The following is a 20,009-nucleotide window of genomic DNA, read 5'->3' as shown; positions in this document are numbered from 1 at the left end:
TAGTAATTTCCAGTCCTTCCCTTTTGAGGGAGAATGTTGGTTTTCCAGCATCTTGTCTACTTGTATCTTGTCTACTTGTCTACTTAAAAATTAAAGTTAACACCGAGCTGGAAGCTGATTGGACGTGGATACGGATCGGTATCTACACCATTTGCAACCTCAGGATCGAGTCCCTTATACTTGGTGATGATAAATGGATTCTGCACAGTGAAGTATACACGGCCAGAGAAATAATCCTCTCCCGCATACTTGAGGAGTGCAGGGAATGAGTATCCAAGTGTGATGTTAGAACACTTCAGGAAGGAAGCATTGCGGATGAAGTAGTCGCTGATGCTGTTCATGGCAACTGTCTGTCCTGTGAATCCGAGTGATACGGCATCGCTGAGCACATTCTGGAAGGCTCCAGCCTGTCTCTTCAGACCCTGTTCACAAACTATAGCACAGTTAGCAAGATTGTGATAATATACATAGTTGCCGAGAGATGCTCTGAGCGAGAAGCTGAGGTCCCATCTCTTGTAAAGGAACTTGGATGTGAGACCCATTATCACGTCAGCTGCCGGACTCTTATAGTAGTAGCGGTCGCCATCGTCGATAGTACCGTTGCCGTCGCGGTCTACGTAAACGCCCTCGATAGGTTTGCCGTTCTCGTCGTAAACCTGCTGATAAACGAAGAATGAGTTGATAGGATAACCCACCTTGTTGCGCTGCAACCTGTTGTTGTTACCACGGGCAGCCTTTGTGCTGTTGACCCAAACCCAGTCACTGTCTCCTGCTCTGAGGGATGTTATCTTGTTCTTGTTCCAACCCACATTGTAGGTAAGATCCCATGTGAAGTCTTTTGTTACCACTGGTTTCACATCGAATGAGAGTTCAAGTCCGTAGTTGCGCAGCGAACCTACATTCTGCAAAAGTTCGTCACCGAGTGTCACTCCGGCATTTGTTGAAACATTAGCCAGAAGGTCTTTGGTGTTACGGATATATCCGTCGAGAGTGAATGTGAATCGGTTGTTGAGAGCCGCGAAGTCCAAACCAACGTTCCATGTCTCTGTCTTCTCCCAAGTAAGGTCTGAGTTATACTTGTTAGGACGCATGGTGTAATAGTAGTCGTTTCCGAAAGGATACTGTGCGAACTGGTCGCTCGTCACGTATACAGGAGCGTATACGAAGTCGTCGATACCGTTCTGCTGACCTGTCTTACCCCAGTCGAAACGTAGCTTCAAGTCGTTGAGCCATGTGGCATTCTTCATGAACGGCTCACTGCTGATCTTCCATGCTACGGCAGCTGATGGGAAGTATCCCCATTTCTTGCCCTTTGCGAAGCGTGAAGAACCATCGGCACGGAACGTTGCGGTAATGAGGTAGCGGTCGAGGAAGTTGTAGTTCAGACGTCCGAAGTAAGACACGAGCGAGTTGTGTGTTGCCCACTCCTTTTCACTTCTGAATGACTCGTCGAAAGCCTCACCTGTCAATGGGTTGGTTCCCTTACCGTATTCGTTGAATCCTGAACGATGGTAGTGTGCCTGCTCTGCACCAGCCATGATGTCAACTCCATGGTTTCCGAATTCATGCATATACTGTGCGTATGCACTGCCTACTACATTATATTTATAGTATGCCATAAGGCCCTTGTAGCCATAGTAGTTGTTGCTGTATGAAGTGCGGCGTATGTCATTGGTCTGTTCTGTCTCTGTATACTGTGCACCGATACTTGCATGCAGACGGAGGTCTTCGAATCCGTGAATCTTGTAGTCCACCTCTGCATTGCCGCTGAAGTCGTTGGCATTTGCCAGACAATACTTGTTGTTAAGCATAGCCAATGGGTTCTGCGGAGTCTGAGAGTATGATGTCTTTGTCCAGTTAGGGTCGTTATACGAAGCGTTTACCAAAGTCTGGTAGTATCCTCCCACAACGCTGTATTCTGGGTCTGACATGCGCACCGGACGTGTCGGGTCCATAGCGATGGCTGCTCCTACGGCACCGGTGTCGGCATAGCGGTCTTTCTCATACATATACTTGGCTGTGATGTTGAAGTTCAAGTGGTTGTTGAGGAAGGTAGGTGCGATGTTAACGCTTGAATTGAAACGGCGCATCCAGCTTGTCTTCAGGATACCGTTGCCGATGTTGTATCCGGCGCTCACACGATATGGCATGTTCTTCAGACCGCCCTGCATGCTGATGCTGTGGTTTGTAGAAAGCGTGGTGCGCAGTATCTCGTCCTGCCAGTCGGTGTTGGCGGTGCCGAGGAGGTCACGGCTCATACCCAATGATTCGATGAGGTTTCTATACTCGTCTCCGCTGAGCACATCATATTTCTTAAGAGCCGTCGAAATGGTGAAGTCACCGTTGTAAGTGAATGTCGGCTTCTGTCCGCTGCGGCCCTTCTTTGTGGTGATGATTACGACACCGTTGCTGGCGCGCGAACCGTAGATTGCCGTTGCCGAAGCACTCTTGAGCACCGTGAAGTTCTCGATATCGTTAGGGTTGATATTGGCAAGGATGTTACTCATACCAGTCGCCGTGTTGTTGTCGATAACGAGTCCGTCGATAACATACAGAGGATCGTTGCTGGCTGAGAGAGAGGCACCACCACGGATACGGATCTGTGCTCCTGCACCTGGCATACCGCCTGTGGTCTGCACATCAACACCGGCCACCTTACCTACGAGCATGTCCGAGGCGTTGTTTGTGATACCCTTCGACAGCTCGTCTGGCTTCATGGCTGTGATAGAACCGGTGAGGTCGGTCTTCTTCGCACGACCGTAACCGATCACCACCACGTCGTCGAGCTTCGTGGCGGCATCTTCCTTCAGGATGACGTTGATGTTCTGTCCTGCTGCCACGGATACCGTCTCGTATCCGATGTAGGAGATTTTCAATGTAGACTTGGCGTCTGCGTTGATAGAGAAATTACCGTCAATGTCGGTAATGGTACCGCCATCGGTACCGTCAACTCGGATTGTCGCTCCGATGATTGGCTCGCCGGTGGCATCCTTCACATGTCCCTTCACGACAACCTGTTGTCCGAAGGCACTTGCCGTCAAGAACAAGCCTCCCGTCAGGGCTGCAGCTCTCATGGCATTACTGAATCTTACCTGCTTCATTGTTAATAGTTTTTTTTATGTTACTAATTATATATCCAATATCCATAAAGCCCTAACGTTCTATCGGGCTTTGATGTTCATTTGTAGATTGCTTTAAGGCATAATTTTCTCTCATGTTTGATAGTTGCTTGCAAATATAGGAGGTATTACAATACGTTAAAACTATTTTAACAAGAAAAAGTCATTTTTGTTAGTGCAAACGTTTGCATGATAGTATTTCATACAATTATTAAAACAAGTATCTGTAATGCTGCAATCAACTCTATCTAATTTATAAATATAAATATAAGCCTATAAAAATGGGTTCTTCCGTTAAATGCATAGATAGAAAAAAAAATTTTATATTATGATAAAAATAAAGCTGGCATCATCTATCTTTGTAGTGACCAAACTCAATGATAAATGAATGCCAGCATAATGCATAAAGCTTTTGGCATATCCTTGCAAGAATGTTTGGATATGCGTTGCGAAAGTAATAAAATAGTTTTGAATATCCAAACTCCATCAGACAAACTTTGCTGTCCGGAGTGTGGAAGCCATAATGTAGTCCGTAATGGTTTCACGGCCAGACGCTTTGTGAGCGTGCCGATAGGTTGTTCAAAGACTTTCGTCGAGATGAAGATCCAACGTGTCAAATGTTCTGATTGTGGCTGCATAAAGAACGAGGATGTCGATTTCGCAAAAGGCAAGCGCAGGCATACGACCGCTTTCGCCAATATGGTTATAGACTTGTCGCGCTTTGCAACTATACAGGACATTGCATGGTTCCTGGATGTATCTTGGGACATGGTGCGGAACATACAGATGGAGTTCCTGCAAAAGGAGTATGGCAGCCCTGACCTTTCAAACCTCAGATACATATCCATAGACGAGTTCGCTACCCACAAGGGACAAGTTTACAAGACGATAGTCGTAGACTTGGAAACCGGGCGGATTGTCTTTGTAGGTGACGGTAACGGCAAGGCTTCGCTTGAGGAATTCTGGAACAAGCTCGGAGACAGAAAGAATGACATAAAAGCCGTATGCACAGACTTGTCGTCTGCTTATACGGGGGCGGTAACGGCAAATCTCCCCAATGCCTCTCTTGTCGTGGATCATTTTCATGTGGTAAAGCTCATGAATGAAAGGATAGACCAGTTGCGCCGCCAGTTGTGGCATGCTGAGAAAGACGTTAACAAGCGTAAGGTAATCAAGGGCACGCGCTGGATATTGCTGAGAAACGGCAACGACATCTTTGACGCAAAATACAAGACAAGACTTGACAATGTGCTGAACTTGAATGAACCGTTGATGATTGCATATTACCTGAAAGAAGACTTGAGGGAAATATGGAACCAAACCAACAAGGATGATGCAGAATTGGTGCTAAACGAATGGGTGCGGCAGGCCATGGATTCAAAAATACAGCCATTGGTCAAAATGGCTGCTACCTTGCGGGCCTACAAGCCATATATACTTGCATGGTATGACTACCCGATATCAAATGGCCCTACTGAAGGTATAAACAACAAGATTAAAGTGCTGAAAAGACAAATGTATGGATTCAGAAATGATGAATTCTTCACGTTAAAGCTATACGCTCTACACGACAAGCGTCTACGCATTTAACGGAAGAACCTAAAAATGAGGATAACTTATATTGTCATATAAATTAAAACGATTATTTAAAATGGCATTTGTGCGTAAACACTTGCATCTTCCTTCACCATAAAAGAATTACGAAATTTATGAAAATCTTCAATATGGTTTATCAGATTATCATAATCTTCAAGATTCTCAATTTCCTCGCGTCTTGCCTTACTCAACTTGCAAAATTCTTCCTCTTGTTCAAGTCCAGCAAATCGCCGTCCACATAGGTTAGCAGCTATACCTGTCGTGGAACTGCCACTGAATGGGTCAAGAATCCAATCGCCCTGATTGGTTGAGGCAAGAATCATACGGACGAGAAGACGCAATGGCTTTTGGGTCGGATGCTTGCCACAAGTTTTTTCCCATCTACCGATTGCCGGCATTCGCCACACGCCTGTCATCTGCTTACCATCATTCAGTTCTTTCATCAAGTCATAATTGAACTTATGCGGAACTTTCTGCATCTTTCTTGCCCATATTACAAACTCTGTGGAATAGGTGAAGAAACGGCAAGATATATTGGCAGGAGGATTTGTCTTCTGCCAAGTGATTACATTCAATATCTTATAGCCAAGTTCTGTTAAGCAATTAGCCACAGAAAAGATGTTGTGATAAGTACCGCTTATCCATATCGTACCACTATCTTTCAGCTTGTCAAGGCACAGACGAAGCCATTCCATATTGAACGCCATCATGTCTTCTTGTGACTTGCCCTTATCCCATTCACCTTTATCTACACACACGACTTTACCGCTCTGCAACGATATGCCACCGTTGGAGAGGAAATATGGTGGGTTGGCAAGTCAGACGTATGCCCAATAAGTTCAAAGACCTCTTGCCATCTCAATCCGTCGATGGCGATGACTACAACGCAAGATTGCTCATTCTGACTATCCCTGCCATATACGGCAAGCAGGAAATGCGAAGAAAGAAGCAGCAACAAAGGAATCATTCTCTTCTTCATAAGCTCTGTTCTCTTTATATATAATGTTCATCTTATATATTAAAATATTCATCTTAATATAATGTTCATCTCAAGTTCCTCTGTCTTTTCGATGGCAAAAGCAGCCTCTGCATCTTGCAATGATGTAAGAGAAGTTTCAAGATAAGATTAAGCCCGCAACGGGTAACGGAATTGTAAAATACGGATGGCTGCTTTTGCCTGTCAGGAACCGATGTTTTTCTCATCGGGACAAGACAAAAGCAGCCTTCATTTCCATTTCTTTTGAAAGTATGGCAAACTTGCACTATATCACCATTTTCCTACACACAATCCACTTTTTGCAATCGTTTGCAAAAATGCATGGAAGAAAGAGTGCCGAGTTAGATGCGACATTGGAAAGTTTGACGTATATTTGCAGCAAAGATTATCTTTACAATATCTATGAACGACTGTCAAGCTACAACAATGAAAGATATCGCCGAGAAATTCGGCGTGTCGGTGTCTACCGTTTCCCGCGCCCTCAACGGAAGTACGAGGGTGAGGAAGGATAAGCGTGACGCCATCTGTGAATATGCCAAGCAGCACGACTTCTATCCAAACAACATCGCGAAATCACTGAGGAACTCAAAGCGCGAACCAATAAAGCTAATAGGCGTCATAGTGCCGGAATTCACCCACTATTATTTCTCGTCCGTGCTCACTGGTATAGAGGAGGCTGCGGCAGCACGCGGCTACCGGATAATAATAACGATGAGCAAAGAGAGCTACGAACGGGAAGTGCAGATATGCCAGATGTTCGAAGCTCATCAGGTGTGTGGCGTCATAGTGTCGCAGGCAAAGGAAACGATGCAGTACGACCACTTCAAGTTGCTTCAGAACAAGGGGATAGCGCTCGTTTTCTTCGACCGCATCTGCACGGGTATCAATGCGAGCCTCGTTGTGGTGGACGACTACATGGGGGCTTTCAAGGCCGTGACGCATCTCATTGAGACTGGATGCAAGCGTATAGCCTTCTACGGTATGAAGGGCCGGGCAGAGATAGGCAAGAACAGATACAACGGATACCGTGACGCCCTGCTGAAAGCCGGTATCACACCAGACGACAATCTCATCATTGCCTGCGACAACAGGGAGGACGCCGAGAAGCTGACACCGGAGATGCTGGAGCGCAATGACAGGCCCGACGGATTTTTCTGCGTGAACGACGACACGGCAATCGGAGTGATGTATACGGCGAAGAGGATGGGATTCAATATTCCCGACGACATATCGGTGTGCGGATTCACCAACGGCAACCGTGCCGTGGCGTGCGACCCGATGCTCACCACCGTGGAACAGCGCGGAGTGGAGGTGGGAAAAGAGGCTGCCACGATTCTCATGGACCAAGTGGAGCGGCTGACAGACCCTGACAAGATAGAGAAGCGGGTGGTGAGGACACGACTCGTGGTGAGGGGAAGCAGCAGATAAAAGAAACAGGAAACTGATAAGGAAACAAATAACATAATCATAATGAAACAGAAACAGGATTTAAGTTTTTGGAAGCTATGGAACTTAAGCTTCGGATTTTTCGGCGTGCAGATAGCCTACGCCCTGCAAAGTGCCAACATATCAAGAATTTTCGCCACACTCGGCGCTGATCCACACTCTCTGAGCTATTTCTGGATTCTACCGCCTCTGATGGGTATATTGGTGCAGCCGATAGTGGGAACTCTGAGCGACCGCACATGGTGCAGGTTCGGCAGACGAATTCCTTATCTCTTCATCGGATCGGCAGTTGCCGTTGCCGTGATGTGTCTGCTGCCAAACGCCGGTTCTTTCGGTATGGCGGTGAGCACGGCGATGGTGTTCGGACTGATATCGCTGATGTTCCTCGACACGAGCATCAACATGGCGATGCAACCGTTCAAGATGCTCGTGGGCGACATGGTGAACGAGAAGCAGAAGTCGCTCGCCTACTCTATCCAGAGCTTTCTCTGCAACAGCGGTTCACTGATCGGCTACGTGTTCCCGTTCTTCTTCACCGCAATCGGTATTGCCAACGAGGCACCGAAGGGCGTAGTGCCCGACTCCGTGATTTATTCTTTCTATATCGGTGCGGCTATCCTCATACTCTGCGTGCTCTACACCACACTAACCGTGAAGGAGTGGAACCCGAAGGAATATGCTGAATACAACGAGCGCAAGCCTGAGGCGGAGGAGCAGAAAGCCGGTTGGCTGACGCTGCTGAAGAACGCTCCGTCGATGTTCTGGAAGGTAGGACTGGTACAGTTCTTCTGTTGGGCGGCATTCATGTATATGTGGACATATACCAACGGCACCATCGCCGACACCGTATGGCACACCACCGACGTTTCGTCGAAGGCTTATCAGGAGGCCGGCAACTGGGTTGGAGTGCTCTTCTTCTGGCAGGCGCTGGGCAGTGTGGCATGGGCTATGGTGTTGCCAAGGATAAAGAACGAGAAATTCGCCTATGCCGTGAGTCTGCTCATCGGTGCAGCCGGATTTGCCATGCTGCCGTTCATCGACGACCAGAACATCCTCGTTATCCCATTCCTGCTCATCGGATGTGCATGGGCTGCAATGCTCGCCATGCCGTTTGCCTTCGTGACAAACGCCTTGGAGGGATATGGCCACAAGGGAGCTTACCTCGGACTGTTCAACGGCACCATCTGTCTGCCACAGATAGTAGCGGCTGCCGTGGGCGGAACGCTGCTGTCGCTCGTTGGCTCGCATCAATACAACATGATGATCGTGGCTGCCGTACTGCTGGCGCTCGGAGCATTGAGCGTGGGCATCATCAACAAGAAAGAACAACCTATACAATAAAAAAGAACAACCTATACAATAAAAACATAACAGAAATAACTTTAAAATATCCTGCACAATGAAGATATTTTTCAATATACAATACGCCACGACGTTCGGTGAGATTCTCAGACTCAACGTCGTAGGCAAAGGGAAAGACATCGAGAAGGTGTATTCAATGAATACCTATGACGGAAAGTCATGGCACTGTGAGATTACTGCCGAAAACGGAATGTCACAGATGGAATATTACTACAGTGTGGAGAACGGCGACAGCGAAGTGCGCCACGAATGGACCACAGTGTCTCACAGATTGGAGCTGAACGCCAAGAGGGCCATGACATACTTCGTGAACGACAGATGGAATGACATCCCTTACGACTCCTATCTCTACAGTTCGGCATTCACCGACTGCGTGAACCGCCGCCACAGGGAACCGGCGAAAGGCTCTGACTACAACCAGACTCTGAGACTCATTGTGCGCGCTCCACAACTGAGGAGCGGCAGCCGTCTGGCTCTCGTAGGCGAAGACAAGGCACTGGGCAGATGGAACCCGGATGATGCCATCTCAATGGTGGAACACAACTACAACGAATGGGTGGCTGACATCAATGTTAAGGAAATGAAGAAGGAGGAAACGGAATTCAAGTTCATCGCCTTCAACGATAAAGGCGGAGTGGACTGGGAGACTGGCATGAACCGCCAACTGCATGCACCAACGATAAACGACGGTGAGGTTGTAGTGACGGAGTTGGACCAAGCCTTCTTCGAGTTATGCGACGAGAAACTTGCCGGCACTCTCATCCCCGTGTTCTCACTACGGTCGAAGGGTAGCTTCGGAGTAGGCGACTTCGGCGACCTGAAGATGATGATAGACTGGGTGGCCGAGACCAACCAGCGTGTATTGCAGGTGTTGCCGATAAACGACACTACATCAACTCACACCTGGACTGACTCTTACCCCTACTCTGCCATCAGCATCTTCGCCCTGCACCCTCAGTTTGCCGACTTCAGACAGTTGCCTGAGATAAAGGACAAGAAGAAGGCTCGCGAGATGGAGGCTCTGCGCAAGGAACTTAACGAGCTGAAACAGATTGACTATGAGAGGGTTAACAATACCAAGACAGACTATCTGAGAATAATATTCAAGCAGGAAGGCGAGGCTGTGATGAAGGGCGAAGACTTCAAGATGTTCGTAAAAGAAAACGAACACTGGCTAGTGCCCTACGCTCAGTATTGTCATCTGAGAGACTCTTTCGGAAACGTGGACTTCTCTTCATGGAAGGGACACGAACAATGGCATGAGGCTGACCGGAAGAAACTCACCGATCCGAAATCGAAGGAATATGCCGACGTGGCGTTCTACTATTATGTGCAGTTTGTGCTCGACAGACAGATGCGTGCGGCTCATGAGTATGCCATGGCGCGTGGTGTGATTCTCAAGGGCGACATACCTATCGGAGTGGACCGCAACGGATGTGACGTATGGCATGAGCCTCAATACTTCAACCTCAACTCGCAGGCGGGCGCTCCACCTGACGCTTTCTCCATAAACGGACAGAACTGGGGATTCCCTACCTACAACTGGCAGAGGATGATAGATGACGGATGTGAATGGTGGATAAGAAGATTCCAGAACATGGCGAAATACTTTGATGCCTACCGCATTGACCACGTGCTCGGTTTCTTCCGTATATGGGCTATACCTACCACCTGTGTTCACGGACTGCTAGGACAATTCGCCCCGTCGCTCGGAATGACGAGAGAGGAAATTGAAGGCTATGGCCTCCACTTCCAGGAGGAACTGTTCACCACTCCGTTCATTGCCCGTTGGGTCGTAGACCGTGTGTTCGGCATCCATGCCGACGAGGTGGTGGAGAAATACCTCGACCACAAACACGACGACATCTTCGCCCTGAAACCGGAATACGACACGGAGCGCAAGATTGAGGCCGTCTTCAAAGGTAAAGACAGCATGGACGATGTGTGGGTAAGAGATGGTCTGTATGCTTTGGTGAGCGATGTGCTCTTCGTCCGCGACGACAACGACCCTAACAAGTTCCATCCAAGAATCACGGCACAGCTCAACTTCATGTATGAAGCGCTCTACGACAGCGACAAGGAGAAGTTCAACCGTCTATACAACGACTATTACTACCGCCGCAACAACAATTTCTGGTATAACGAGGCAATGAAGAAACTGCCTGTTCTCGTGCAGGCAACCCGAATGCTGGTGTGTGCCGAAGATCTCGGTATGGTGCCAGACTGCGTGGCATGGGTGATGGATCAGCTGCGCATCCTCAGTCTGGAACTGCAGCAGATGCCGAAAGACCCGAAGGTGAGGTTCGGCATTCTCTCGCGCAACCCTTATCGCAGCGTCTGCACACTCTCTACTCACGACATGCCGACACTGCGCCAATGGTGGGACGAGGATTACGAGCGCACACAGGTTTACTATTCTTCTATGCTCTACCGTGGCGGTGCTGCTCCTCATCCTCTGCCGGGATGGCTGGCACGCGACATAATAGCAAACCAGCAGACTTGTCCGTCGATGCTCTGCATCCTGTCGCTGCAAGACTGGTTTGCCTTAGACGAGAAACTGCGTCTGCCCGACGCTGACGCCGAGAGAATAAACATCCCTGCCAACCCCCGCCACTACTGGCGCTACCGCATGCACATCAACATCGAAGACCTGATCGCTGACAAGGAATACAACGATGCGATTAAGGAACTGGTGAAGCTGAGATAAATATCTGAAAGAAAAGAATAACGACAATAACGAAACAATGGAAAAGAAAAAGTCAACATATAGTCCGCTGGATTTCTTTCCGGCGGCATCAAACTACAGCGGTCTGAGAAGCGCGCTGCTGTCCATCGCATTATTGCCGATGATTGGAATGGCACAGACGGTGAGTTCACCGAACGGTAACGTGACGGTGAAATTCTCGCTTACCAACGACGGACAGCCTACTTACGAGATGGAATACAAGGGAAAGACGGTGTGCAAGCCGTCGCATCTCGGACTGGAACTCGCCAAAGACAAACATGCCTCGAAGGGAATGCAGGAGACCGACCTCATGAAGGGTTTCAAGGAGACCGGACACAAGACTTCCACCTTCGACGAGACATGGAAACCGGTGTGGGGAGAAACGGCAACGATACGCAACCACTACAACGAGATGGAGGTGAGCCTCAACCAGCCTTCATCGAAACGCAACATAAAAATACGCTTCCGCGTGTATGACTACGGTATGGGACTCAGATATGAGTTCCCGCAGCAGGAGGAACTGAACTATTTCGTGATAAAGGAGGAGCACACACAGTTTGCTATGGCAGACAACCACACGGCATACTGGATTCCCGGCGACTACGACACACAGGAATATGAATACCAGATCACTCCGCTCACCGGCATCAAGGACATCATACGCCGCGACCGCGAGAAATACAAGAGCAACTCATCGACCACGGTGTTCTCTGATACAGGCGTGCAGACATCGCTGCAGATGAAGACCAAGGACGGATTGTATATCAACATCCACGAGGCGGCTTGCCTCGACTATCCTACTATGCACCTCAACCTCGACGAGAAGACGCTGACATTCGAGTCATGGCTCACTCCTGACGCCGTGGGCATGAAGGGATTCATACAGACGCCTTTCAACACGCCGTGGAGAACGGTGCTCGTGAGCGACGACGCCCGTGACATGCTGTCATGCAAACTGACGCTCAACCTGAACGAACCTTGCAAGATTGAGGACACGTCGTGGATTCATCCTACGAAATACTGCGGTGTGTGGTGGGACATGATAGTCGGCAGAAAGAGCTGGAGCTACACCAACGACTATCCTTCAGTGCGCCTTGGCGAAACCGACTACTCCAAATGCAAGCCGAACGGCACTCACGGAGCTACCACAGCTGAGGTGAAGAGGTATATAGACTTTGCTGCAAAGAACGGACTGCAGGAGGTTCTCGTTGAGGGATGGAACATCGGCTGGGAGGACTGGTTCGGCCATCAGAAGCTCGACGTCTTTGACTTCGTGACGCCATACCCTGACTTCGACATCAAGGAACTCAACGAATATGCCCATTCTAAAGGAGTGAAGCTGATGATGCACCATGAAACTTCGGCTTCTGCAATCAACTATGAACGTCATCTTGAGGATGCCTTCAAGCTGATGAACAAATATGGCTACGACGCCGTGAAGACGGGATATGTGGGCGACATCATTCCAAGAGGCGAATACCACTACAGTCAGATTATGAACAACCACTACCAGCGCGTGGTGGAAGAGGCTGCCAAGCATCATATCATGGTGAACGCACATGAGGCGACACGTCCTACGGGTATATGCCGCACATGGCCTAACCTCGTGGGCAACGAGAGTGCGAGGGGCACTGAATACGAAGCTTTCGGCGGAAGCGTGCCTTACCACACGGTGATGCTGCCATTCACCCGTCTGCAGGGTGGACCGATGGACTATACTCCTGGCATCTTCGAGACGAAGCTCTCTGAATGGAGCCAGAACCAGAGTTTCGTACATTCCACGCTCTGCGGACAGCTGTCGCTGTATCTCGTGATGTACAGTCCGCTGCAGATGGCTGCCGACCTGCCTGAACACTACGAGAAATACGATGATGCCTTCCAGTTCATCCGCGACGTGGCATGCGACTGGGATGACTCTAAATACATTGAGGCCGAACCGGCAAAATACATCACCGTGGCCCGCAAGGCAAAAGGTACCGACAACTGGTTTGTCGGCGGCAAGACTGGCGAAGAGTCGCGCAACGCCGTGGTGAAGCTCGACTTCCTGGACAAAGGAAAGAAATACGAATGCACCATCTATCAGGATGCTGCCGACGCTGACTATGAGAAGAATCCGAAGGCTTACCGCATCACCAAGCGCACGGTAAAACGTGGCGACGTGTTGAAGATCAGGGAAGCCAGAGGTGGCGGATTCGCCGTGTCTATTATGGCTAAGAAATAACTAAAGAACGAGAAGTATGGTTAATATAAGAACTGCTATGACGGGCTGCATTATGGGAGTCCTCTCTCTGCCGATGTCGGCTCAGGGGATATTCAACGAGATGTCGTTCTCAGCCGACAAGACAGTGTTCAGACTCAACTCGCCCTATGAGACCACTCTGCGCATCTACAAGGATGGAGAAGGCGGAAAACCCATGAAGACTGTGAAGATGAAGAGCAAGGGCGATGGCGTCTGGGAGGCTGTAGTGAAGGGCAACCTGAACGGATTGTTCTATACCTTCGACACCGGCAACGGTGAGTGTCCCGGACTCTTCGCCAAGGCTGTAGGAGTGAACGGAAACCGTGGTGCCGTGGTAAACATGCCGTCTACCGACCCTGAAGGATGGAACGAAGACAGACGACCGGCATTGGCATCGCCGGCAGACCTCGTAATTTACGAGCTGCACCACAGGGACTTCTCCATCGACCCGTCGTCGGGACTCGGCAACAAGGGTAAGTTCTTGGCGCTAACCGACCCTAAAGCAATAGAATATCTGAAGAGACTCGGTGTGAACGCCATCCATATCCTGCCTTCGTTCGATTATGCCTCGGTGGACGAGACACGACTCGACACGCCGCAATACAACTGGGGCTACGACCCGAAGAACTACAACGTGCCTGAGGGCAGCTATTCCACCGACCCGTATTCACCGACGGTGAGAATAAAGGAGTTCAAACAGATGGTGCAGGCATTACACAGGGCTGGCATCAGAGTGATACTCGACGTGGTATACAACCACACGTTCGACATCAAGAACAGCAACTTCCAGCGCGTCAATCCAGACTACTTCTATCGCAAGACGGCTGACGGTAAGTATTCCGACGGTTCGGGCTGCGGCAACGAGACGGCATCTGAAAAGGCGCTGATGAGGGAGTATATGCTGGAGAGCGTGAAATATTGGGTGAACGAATACCATATCGACGGTTTCAGATTCGACCTCATGGGTGTACACGACATCGTGACGATGAACGATATCCGTGCTGCCGTAGACCAGATAGATCCAAGCATATATATATATGGTGAGGGATGGAGCGCCGGCAGCTGTGCCTACCCTACCGACAAACTGGCGATGAAGGCGAACACACGTCAGCTGAACGGCATCGGTGCTTTCTGCGACGATATGAGGGACGCACTGCGCGGTCCGTTCAGCGACGACCATAAGGGTGGATTCCTTGCCGGAATGCCTGATATGGAGGAGAGCCTCAAGTTTGGCATCGTGGGAGCAATCAGTCATCCGCAGATTGACATGACGCGTGTGAACTACAGCAAGGAGGCATGGACAAACTCCCCCACTCAGATGGTAAGCTACGTGAGCTGCCACGACGACCTGTGTCTCACCGACCGACTGAGATCGAGCATACCGGGAATAACGGAAGATGAGCTTATCCGTCTGGACCTCTTGGCTCAGACTGCGGTGCTCACCTCTCAGGGTGTGCCGTTCATTCTTTGCGGTGAAGAAATGCTGCGCGACAAGAAAGGGGTACACAACAGTTTCAAGTCGCCTGACAGCATCAACCACCTCGACTGGAACAATCTGAAGCGATACCCGCAGGTGTTCGACTATTACAGCGGTTTGATAGCTCTACGCAAGAGTCATCCGGCTTTCAGACTTGCCAATGCCGATCTCGTGAGAAAGCATCTGTCGTTTCTCGATGCTCCCAAGGGAGTGGTGGCTTTCAGCCTCAACGATAATGCCGGTGGCGACTCATGGCGCGACATCATAGTGATTCTGAACGCCAACAAGCAGCCGACAGACATCAACGTGCCTGAAGGGGAATACACCGTGGTAGTAGACAACGGAAAGGTGGACGTCAACGGACTTGGCAGCATAACCGGTCAGAAAGCTACCGTGGGTGGACAACAGGCAATGGTGATTTACAGAAAGTAGAATGCCTGTAAATCCGTTTACTTGTCAACTTGTTTACTCGTCAACTCGTCAACTAAAAAAAACAAACTAATGAAAAAGATAATAGCAGCCCTATTGCTGGGCACAACATTAACAATGAGTGCGGCTTCAAAAATAGACAGAATTGAACCGACAAACTGGTTCGTGGGAATGAAAAACCCACAGGTGCAACTGATGGTATACGGCAAGGACGTGAGATCTGCCAATGTATCCACCGACTACCCCGGTGTACGCATCGACAGTCTGGTGCGCCTCGACAGCCCTAACTATCTCCTCATATATATGAACGTGAAGGATGCCAAGGCGGGAGTGATGAACCTGAAGTTCCAGACTGCCAAAGGCAAGGCGCAGACCGTGAAATATTCGCTCAACGAGAGGATGCAGAATGGTGAAGACCACAAGGGCTTCTCTAATGCCGACGTGCTCTATATGCTCATGCCAGACCGTTTCGCAAACAGCGGTAAAGACAACAGCAATATCAAGGGTATGAATCCCTACTCAATCAACCGCAACGAACCGAGCCTCCGTCATGGCGGCGACCTGGAGGGCATTCGCCAGCATCTGGACTATTTCAACCAGCTGGGAGTAACGGCACTGTGGTTCACTCCGGTGCTTGAGAACAACTCTCCCGACCACGGCAAACAGAGCACATACCACGGATATGCCACGACAGACTACTATAAGGTGGACCCACGGTTCGGAACCAACGAAGACTACCGCAGGCTCGTTGCCGACGCTCATAAAAAGGGACTGAAGGTGGTGATGGACATGATTTTCAACCACTGCGGATTCGAGCATCCTTGGGTGATGGACATGCCTTCTGCCGACTGGTTCAACTATCCTGAATGGCTGAGTCCTGAGAATCAGGCAAACAACAAGAAAACGAATACTATAGACGGTGCGGCTCAGGTGAACGACAAATACCTGCAGACCAGCTATAAGCTGACTCCGGTGCTCGACCCATACGCCAGCCAGGTGGACATGAAGGAGACCGTTGACGGATGGTTCGTGCCTTCGATGCCTGACCTCAACCAACGCAACAGCCACGTAATAACTTACCTCATCCAGAACAGCGAATGGTGGATAGAGACAGTGGGCATCGACGGTATCAGAATGGACACCTACCCATATGCCGACCGCAAGGCAATGGCAAAATGGATGGAGGTGCTCAACGAGGAATATCCTAACTTCAACACCGTGGGAGAGACATGGGTGACAGAACCGGCATACACAGCGGCATGGCAGAAGGACTCGAAACTCAGCGACATCAACTCTAATCTGAAGACGGTGATGGACTTCAGCTTCTTCGACAGACTGAATCTTGCCAAAAACGAAGAGACCGACGGATGGTGGAACGGTTTCAACCGCATCTACAACTCGCTCTGCTACGACTATCTCTACAATGACCCGTCACACGTGATGGCATTCATCGAGAACCACGACACTGACAGATTCCTCGGAGAGGGTCAGGACACTCTGAAACTGAAACAGGCTCTCGCCCTGCTGCTCACCATCAACCGCATTCCGCAGCTTTACTATGGTACGGAGGTGCTGATGAACGGCTCGAAGAAGGTGACCGACGGCAATGTGCGCCGCGACTTCCCTGGAGGTTTTGCCGGCGACAAGCGCAATGCTTTCACCAAAGAGGGACTCACGAAGGAGGAGAACGCAATGTTCAACTGGACAAGTCGTCTGCTACACTGGCGCAACGGCAACGACGTGATAACAAAAGGCAAACAGACTCAGTTCATCCCTTACGACGGTATCTATGTCATTGCCCGCACATTGGGCAACAAGGTGGTGATGACCGTGTTAAACGGCACAAGCCATGAAAAGAAACTCCATGTGGAGCGTTATGCCGAAGTGATAAACGAAGCACAGACAGCCACAAACATCCTGACAAACAGAAAGATAGACATCACGAAGGATGTAACGCTCTCACCCCGTGGCACAATGATTCTGGAGTTTGAAAATAAATAAACACAATTCCCCATGAACAAGAAACTAATTACTGCCATCGCCGCAATAGCATGCCCATCCATGCTCATGGCACAGGGATGGCCTACAAATCATCAAGGCGTGATGCTCCAGGGATTCTACTGGAACAGCTACGACGCCTCAAACTGGAAAAAACTCGAGACACAGGCCGACGAACTGTCTAAGTATTTCAACCTGATATGGATTCCGCAAAGCGGCAACTGCGGAGGTGAATCCATGGGATACGACGATCTCTATTGGTTTGACAACTACAAGAGCGCATTCGGTTCTGAAGAGGAACTGCGCTCTATGATATCCACCTTCAAACAGAAAGGACTTGGCACCATTGCCGATGTGGTGATAAACCACAGGAAGACGCTAACAAACTGGGTTGACTTCCCGAAGGAAACCTACAAGGGAGTGACATACCAGCTGCTGCCTACCGACATCTGCAAGGATGACTGCAGCGGAAAGACCGCTACATGGGCTAAGGAGAACGGCTACAATCTGAGTGACAACAACGACACGGGAGAGGGTGTCGACTTTGCCAGAGACCTCGACCACAACAGCAGCAACGTACAGAACAACGTCAAGGCTTATCTCGACTTCCTACTCAACGACCTGGGGTATTCCGGAGTGCGCTACGATATGGTTAAGGGCTACGACGCCAAATTCACCGGTATCTACAACACTGCGGCAAAGCCTGCATTCTCGGTAGGCGAATATTTCGACGGCAACAAGCAAAATGTGGAAAACTGGATAAACGGTACCACCCAGAATGGTGAGATACAGAGTGCGGCATTCGACTTCCCCACCCGATATGCCGTTCGCGACGCCACGGCATACAGCAACTGGACAAAGCTCGACAACGGTGGACTTGCCACGGATGGCGACTACTGCCGTTATGCCGTGACATTTGTTGAAAACCACGACACGGAGAAGCGGTCTGAATCGGAGCAGCAGGATCCTATCAAGAAGGACACCCTCGCTGCCAACGCCTATATCCTCGCCATGCCGGGAACGCCGTGTGTGTTCATGAAACACTGGATTGACCACAAACGGGAGATAAAGAACATGATTCTGCTGCGCAACCTCACAGGCATCACGAACCAGAGCGCATGGAACCGCAACGTAAGCACCGTGGCACGCTATGTGTTCACGACCACGGGTACTAACGGACGACTTCATGTTGCCGTGGGTACATCGGCAAACAGCTATACTGCCGACAACACTACATGGGCGCTCGCCACAGAGGGATACCACTATCGCTACTTTCTGGAGAGAAACAGAGAGACGGCATGGATAGACCTGCCATCGGGGGAATATCATGACACACCGAAGGCTTTGCTGCGCGCCATTTCTACAAACGACAACGCCAAGATTGTATACACTCTCGACGGTACTGCTCCGACAGCCAACAGCAGCGTGGCTGAAAGCGGATATGAGGTGGCACTGCCTGAGGGCGACGTAACTCTCAAGGCTGGACTGCTCGTTGACGGCAACGTGACGGGCATCACGGAGCGCCACTACTCCATCAAGGCTTTCTCGCCTTATGCCATAACGGTGAACGTGAATGCCGACCAAGTGGGCTGGACCGCAATGAACGTATGGTCGTGGGGCGGCGACGGAAGCCACAACCCAACGATACAAAAATGGCCTGGCGACAATGTGACGACAACGGTGACGGAGAATGGAAAGACATGGTATTCACTGGGCTATACCATGAACAGCATAGACGACTACGTGAACTTCGTGTTCAGCACCGACAACGGCAAGTCTCAGACTGAGAACATCCAGAACGTCAATGCCACCACTTATCTCGAAATAACGACAGAGAAAGACAGCAACGGCCACTACAAGGTTGCCGACGTGACATCTCAGTATTCCGGAATCGCGGTTCCGTCAACCGCCATCATGCCTATAGCAAAGTCTACCGCCGTAGTCTCTCTCGACGGTCGCACGCTGCGCTCCTTCTCCGGTCATGTTTCTGCCGGCGAGGCAACCCAAGGTCTTCCATCTGGAATATACATCGTGAACGGCAAGAAGGTAGTGAAGTGATTTTGGCTACTGTAGCAATTATTGCCGCCTTTTTTCACAAGCGGCTTCCTATTACCCCAAATCAGCTGCAACAGCTGGTTTGGGGTATTTTATGCCCAAACGGTCATTAGGCCGTTCAACCCCAATCGGTCATTAGGGCTTGCTTGGATTTTGCTTTTTAGAAAGATGGATTTTGTTTGGTTTTTAATGAGTAATAGCGAGCTATTGCTAATTAAAAACAAGCAAAAGGCGCCTTATAAAAAACAAAAGACTGCAAGCAGTTATTATAATTATACATTAAACGGTCTAATGACCGATTTGGGTTCAATGTAATTTTTATTATTGCACTTTGGAGTTTCACCGGACAGCAATAATATGATATAAAATGCCAAAATATTGCTTAAAACTTTGGTGTGGGATTGCCAAAGGATAGAGAAATGTCATTACCTTTGTATAAAATAAACTGCACCTCAGCAAAAGAAATAAAATCATTTATTTCATTTTGCATTCGGTTTGCATTATCTTTGTATAAGATAAGCGGCACCTCAGCAAAAGAAATAAATCCATTTATTTCATTTTGCATT

The 20,009-nt window shown here is 49.5% G+C and carries 11 protein-coding genes and 1 pseudogene; 8 read left to right on the top strand and 4 right to left on the bottom strand.

Annotation, left to right across the window (positions count from 1 at the left end; genetic code table 11):
- Positions 1-83: 83 nt before the first annotated feature.
- The gene (locus ACDC99_RS02580) at positions 84-3,101 is read right to left on the bottom strand and encodes a SusC/RagA family TonB-linked outer membrane protein (protein WP_370755720.1); all 3,018 of its coding nucleotides are present in this window, start codon (positions 3,099-3,101) and stop codon (positions 84-86) included.
- A 402-nt stretch (positions 3,102-3,503) separates the two neighbouring features.
- Between ACDC99_RS02580 and ACDC99_RS02575 the strand changes: the two genes are divergently transcribed.
- Entirely contained in the window at positions 3,504-4,709 is a 1,206-nt protein-coding gene (locus ACDC99_RS02575; protein ID WP_042517111.1) for an ISL3 family transposase, read from the top strand.
- Between the two features lie 56 nt (positions 4,710-4,765).
- Here ACDC99_RS02575 and ACDC99_RS02570 read toward each other — a convergent pair.
- Together ACDC99_RS02570 and ACDC99_RS02565 are read right to left on the bottom strand one after the other, a co-directional pair.
- A pseudogene (locus tag ACDC99_RS02570) lies at positions 4,766-5,530 on the bottom strand (DNA-methyltransferase); the annotation flags it as partial.
- Entirely contained in the window at positions 5,464-5,694 is a 231-nt protein-coding gene (locus tag ACDC99_RS02565; RefSeq protein ID WP_370755718.1) for a hypothetical protein, read from the bottom strand. The pseudogene ACDC99_RS02570 and the gene ACDC99_RS02565, both read right to left, overlap by 67 nt.
- A gap of 420 nt (positions 5,695-6,114) precedes the next feature.
- Between ACDC99_RS02565 and ACDC99_RS02560 the strand changes: the two genes are divergently transcribed.
- The 7 genes from ACDC99_RS02560 (at position 6,115) to ACDC99_RS02530 (ending at position 19,446) form a co-directional block, all read left to right on the top strand.
- On the top strand, positions 6,115-7,140 hold the full coding sequence (locus tag ACDC99_RS02560) for a LacI family DNA-binding transcriptional regulator (RefSeq protein WP_042518717.1): 1,026 nt from the start codon (positions 6,115-6,117) through the stop codon (positions 7,138-7,140).
- Positions 7,141-7,182: 42 nt separating this feature from the next.
- Positions 7,183-8,499 (top strand): MFS transporter, encoded by a 1,317-nt coding sequence (locus tag ACDC99_RS02555; protein WP_044064775.1) that lies wholly within the window; start codon positions 7,183-7,185, stop codon positions 8,497-8,499.
- 58 nt (positions 8,500-8,557) lie between these two features.
- Positions 8,558-11,227, top strand: coding sequence for a 4-alpha-glucanotransferase (locus ACDC99_RS02550; RefSeq protein WP_370755715.1), 2,670 nt, complete (start codon positions 8,558-8,560; stop codon positions 11,225-11,227).
- A gap of 139 nt (positions 11,228-11,366) precedes the next feature.
- Positions 11,367-13,466, top strand: coding sequence for a glycoside hydrolase family 97 protein (locus ACDC99_RS02545; protein ID WP_370756902.1), 2,100 nt, complete (start codon positions 11,367-11,369; stop codon positions 13,464-13,466).
- A gap of 37 nt (positions 13,467-13,503) precedes the next feature.
- A complete protein-coding gene (pulA, locus tag ACDC99_RS02540) occupies positions 13,504-15,393 on the top strand; it encodes a type I pullulanase (protein ID WP_197065787.1) in 1,890 nt (629 codons plus the stop codon).
- 69 nt (positions 15,394-15,462) lie between these two features.
- Positions 15,463-17,391, top strand: coding sequence for a glycoside hydrolase family 13 protein (locus ACDC99_RS02535; RefSeq protein ID WP_370755713.1), 1,929 nt, complete (start codon positions 15,463-15,465; stop codon positions 17,389-17,391).
- A 12-nt stretch (positions 17,392-17,403) separates the two neighbouring features.
- Positions 17,404-19,446, top strand: coding sequence for an alpha-amylase family glycosyl hydrolase (locus ACDC99_RS02530; RefSeq protein ID WP_288745321.1), 2,043 nt, complete (start codon positions 17,404-17,406; stop codon positions 19,444-19,446).
- Between the two features lie 379 nt (positions 19,447-19,825).
- Here the strand turns inward: ACDC99_RS02530 and ACDC99_RS02525 are convergent, their stop codons facing one another.
- Positions 19,826-20,008 (bottom strand): hypothetical protein, encoded by a 183-nt coding sequence (locus tag ACDC99_RS02525; protein ID WP_370755711.1) that lies wholly within the window; start codon positions 20,006-20,008, stop codon positions 19,826-19,828.
- Position 20,009 lies beyond the last annotated feature (1 nt).

Origin of the sequence: Prevotella pectinovora (genome assembly GCF_041323955.1) — a bacterium.
Classification (GTDB): domain Bacteria; phylum Bacteroidota; class Bacteroidia; order Bacteroidales; family Bacteroidaceae; genus Prevotella; species Prevotella pectinovora.
The sequence above is the reverse complement of the archived record's forward strand: the minus strand, read 5'-3'. Positions and strand labels throughout refer to the sequence as shown.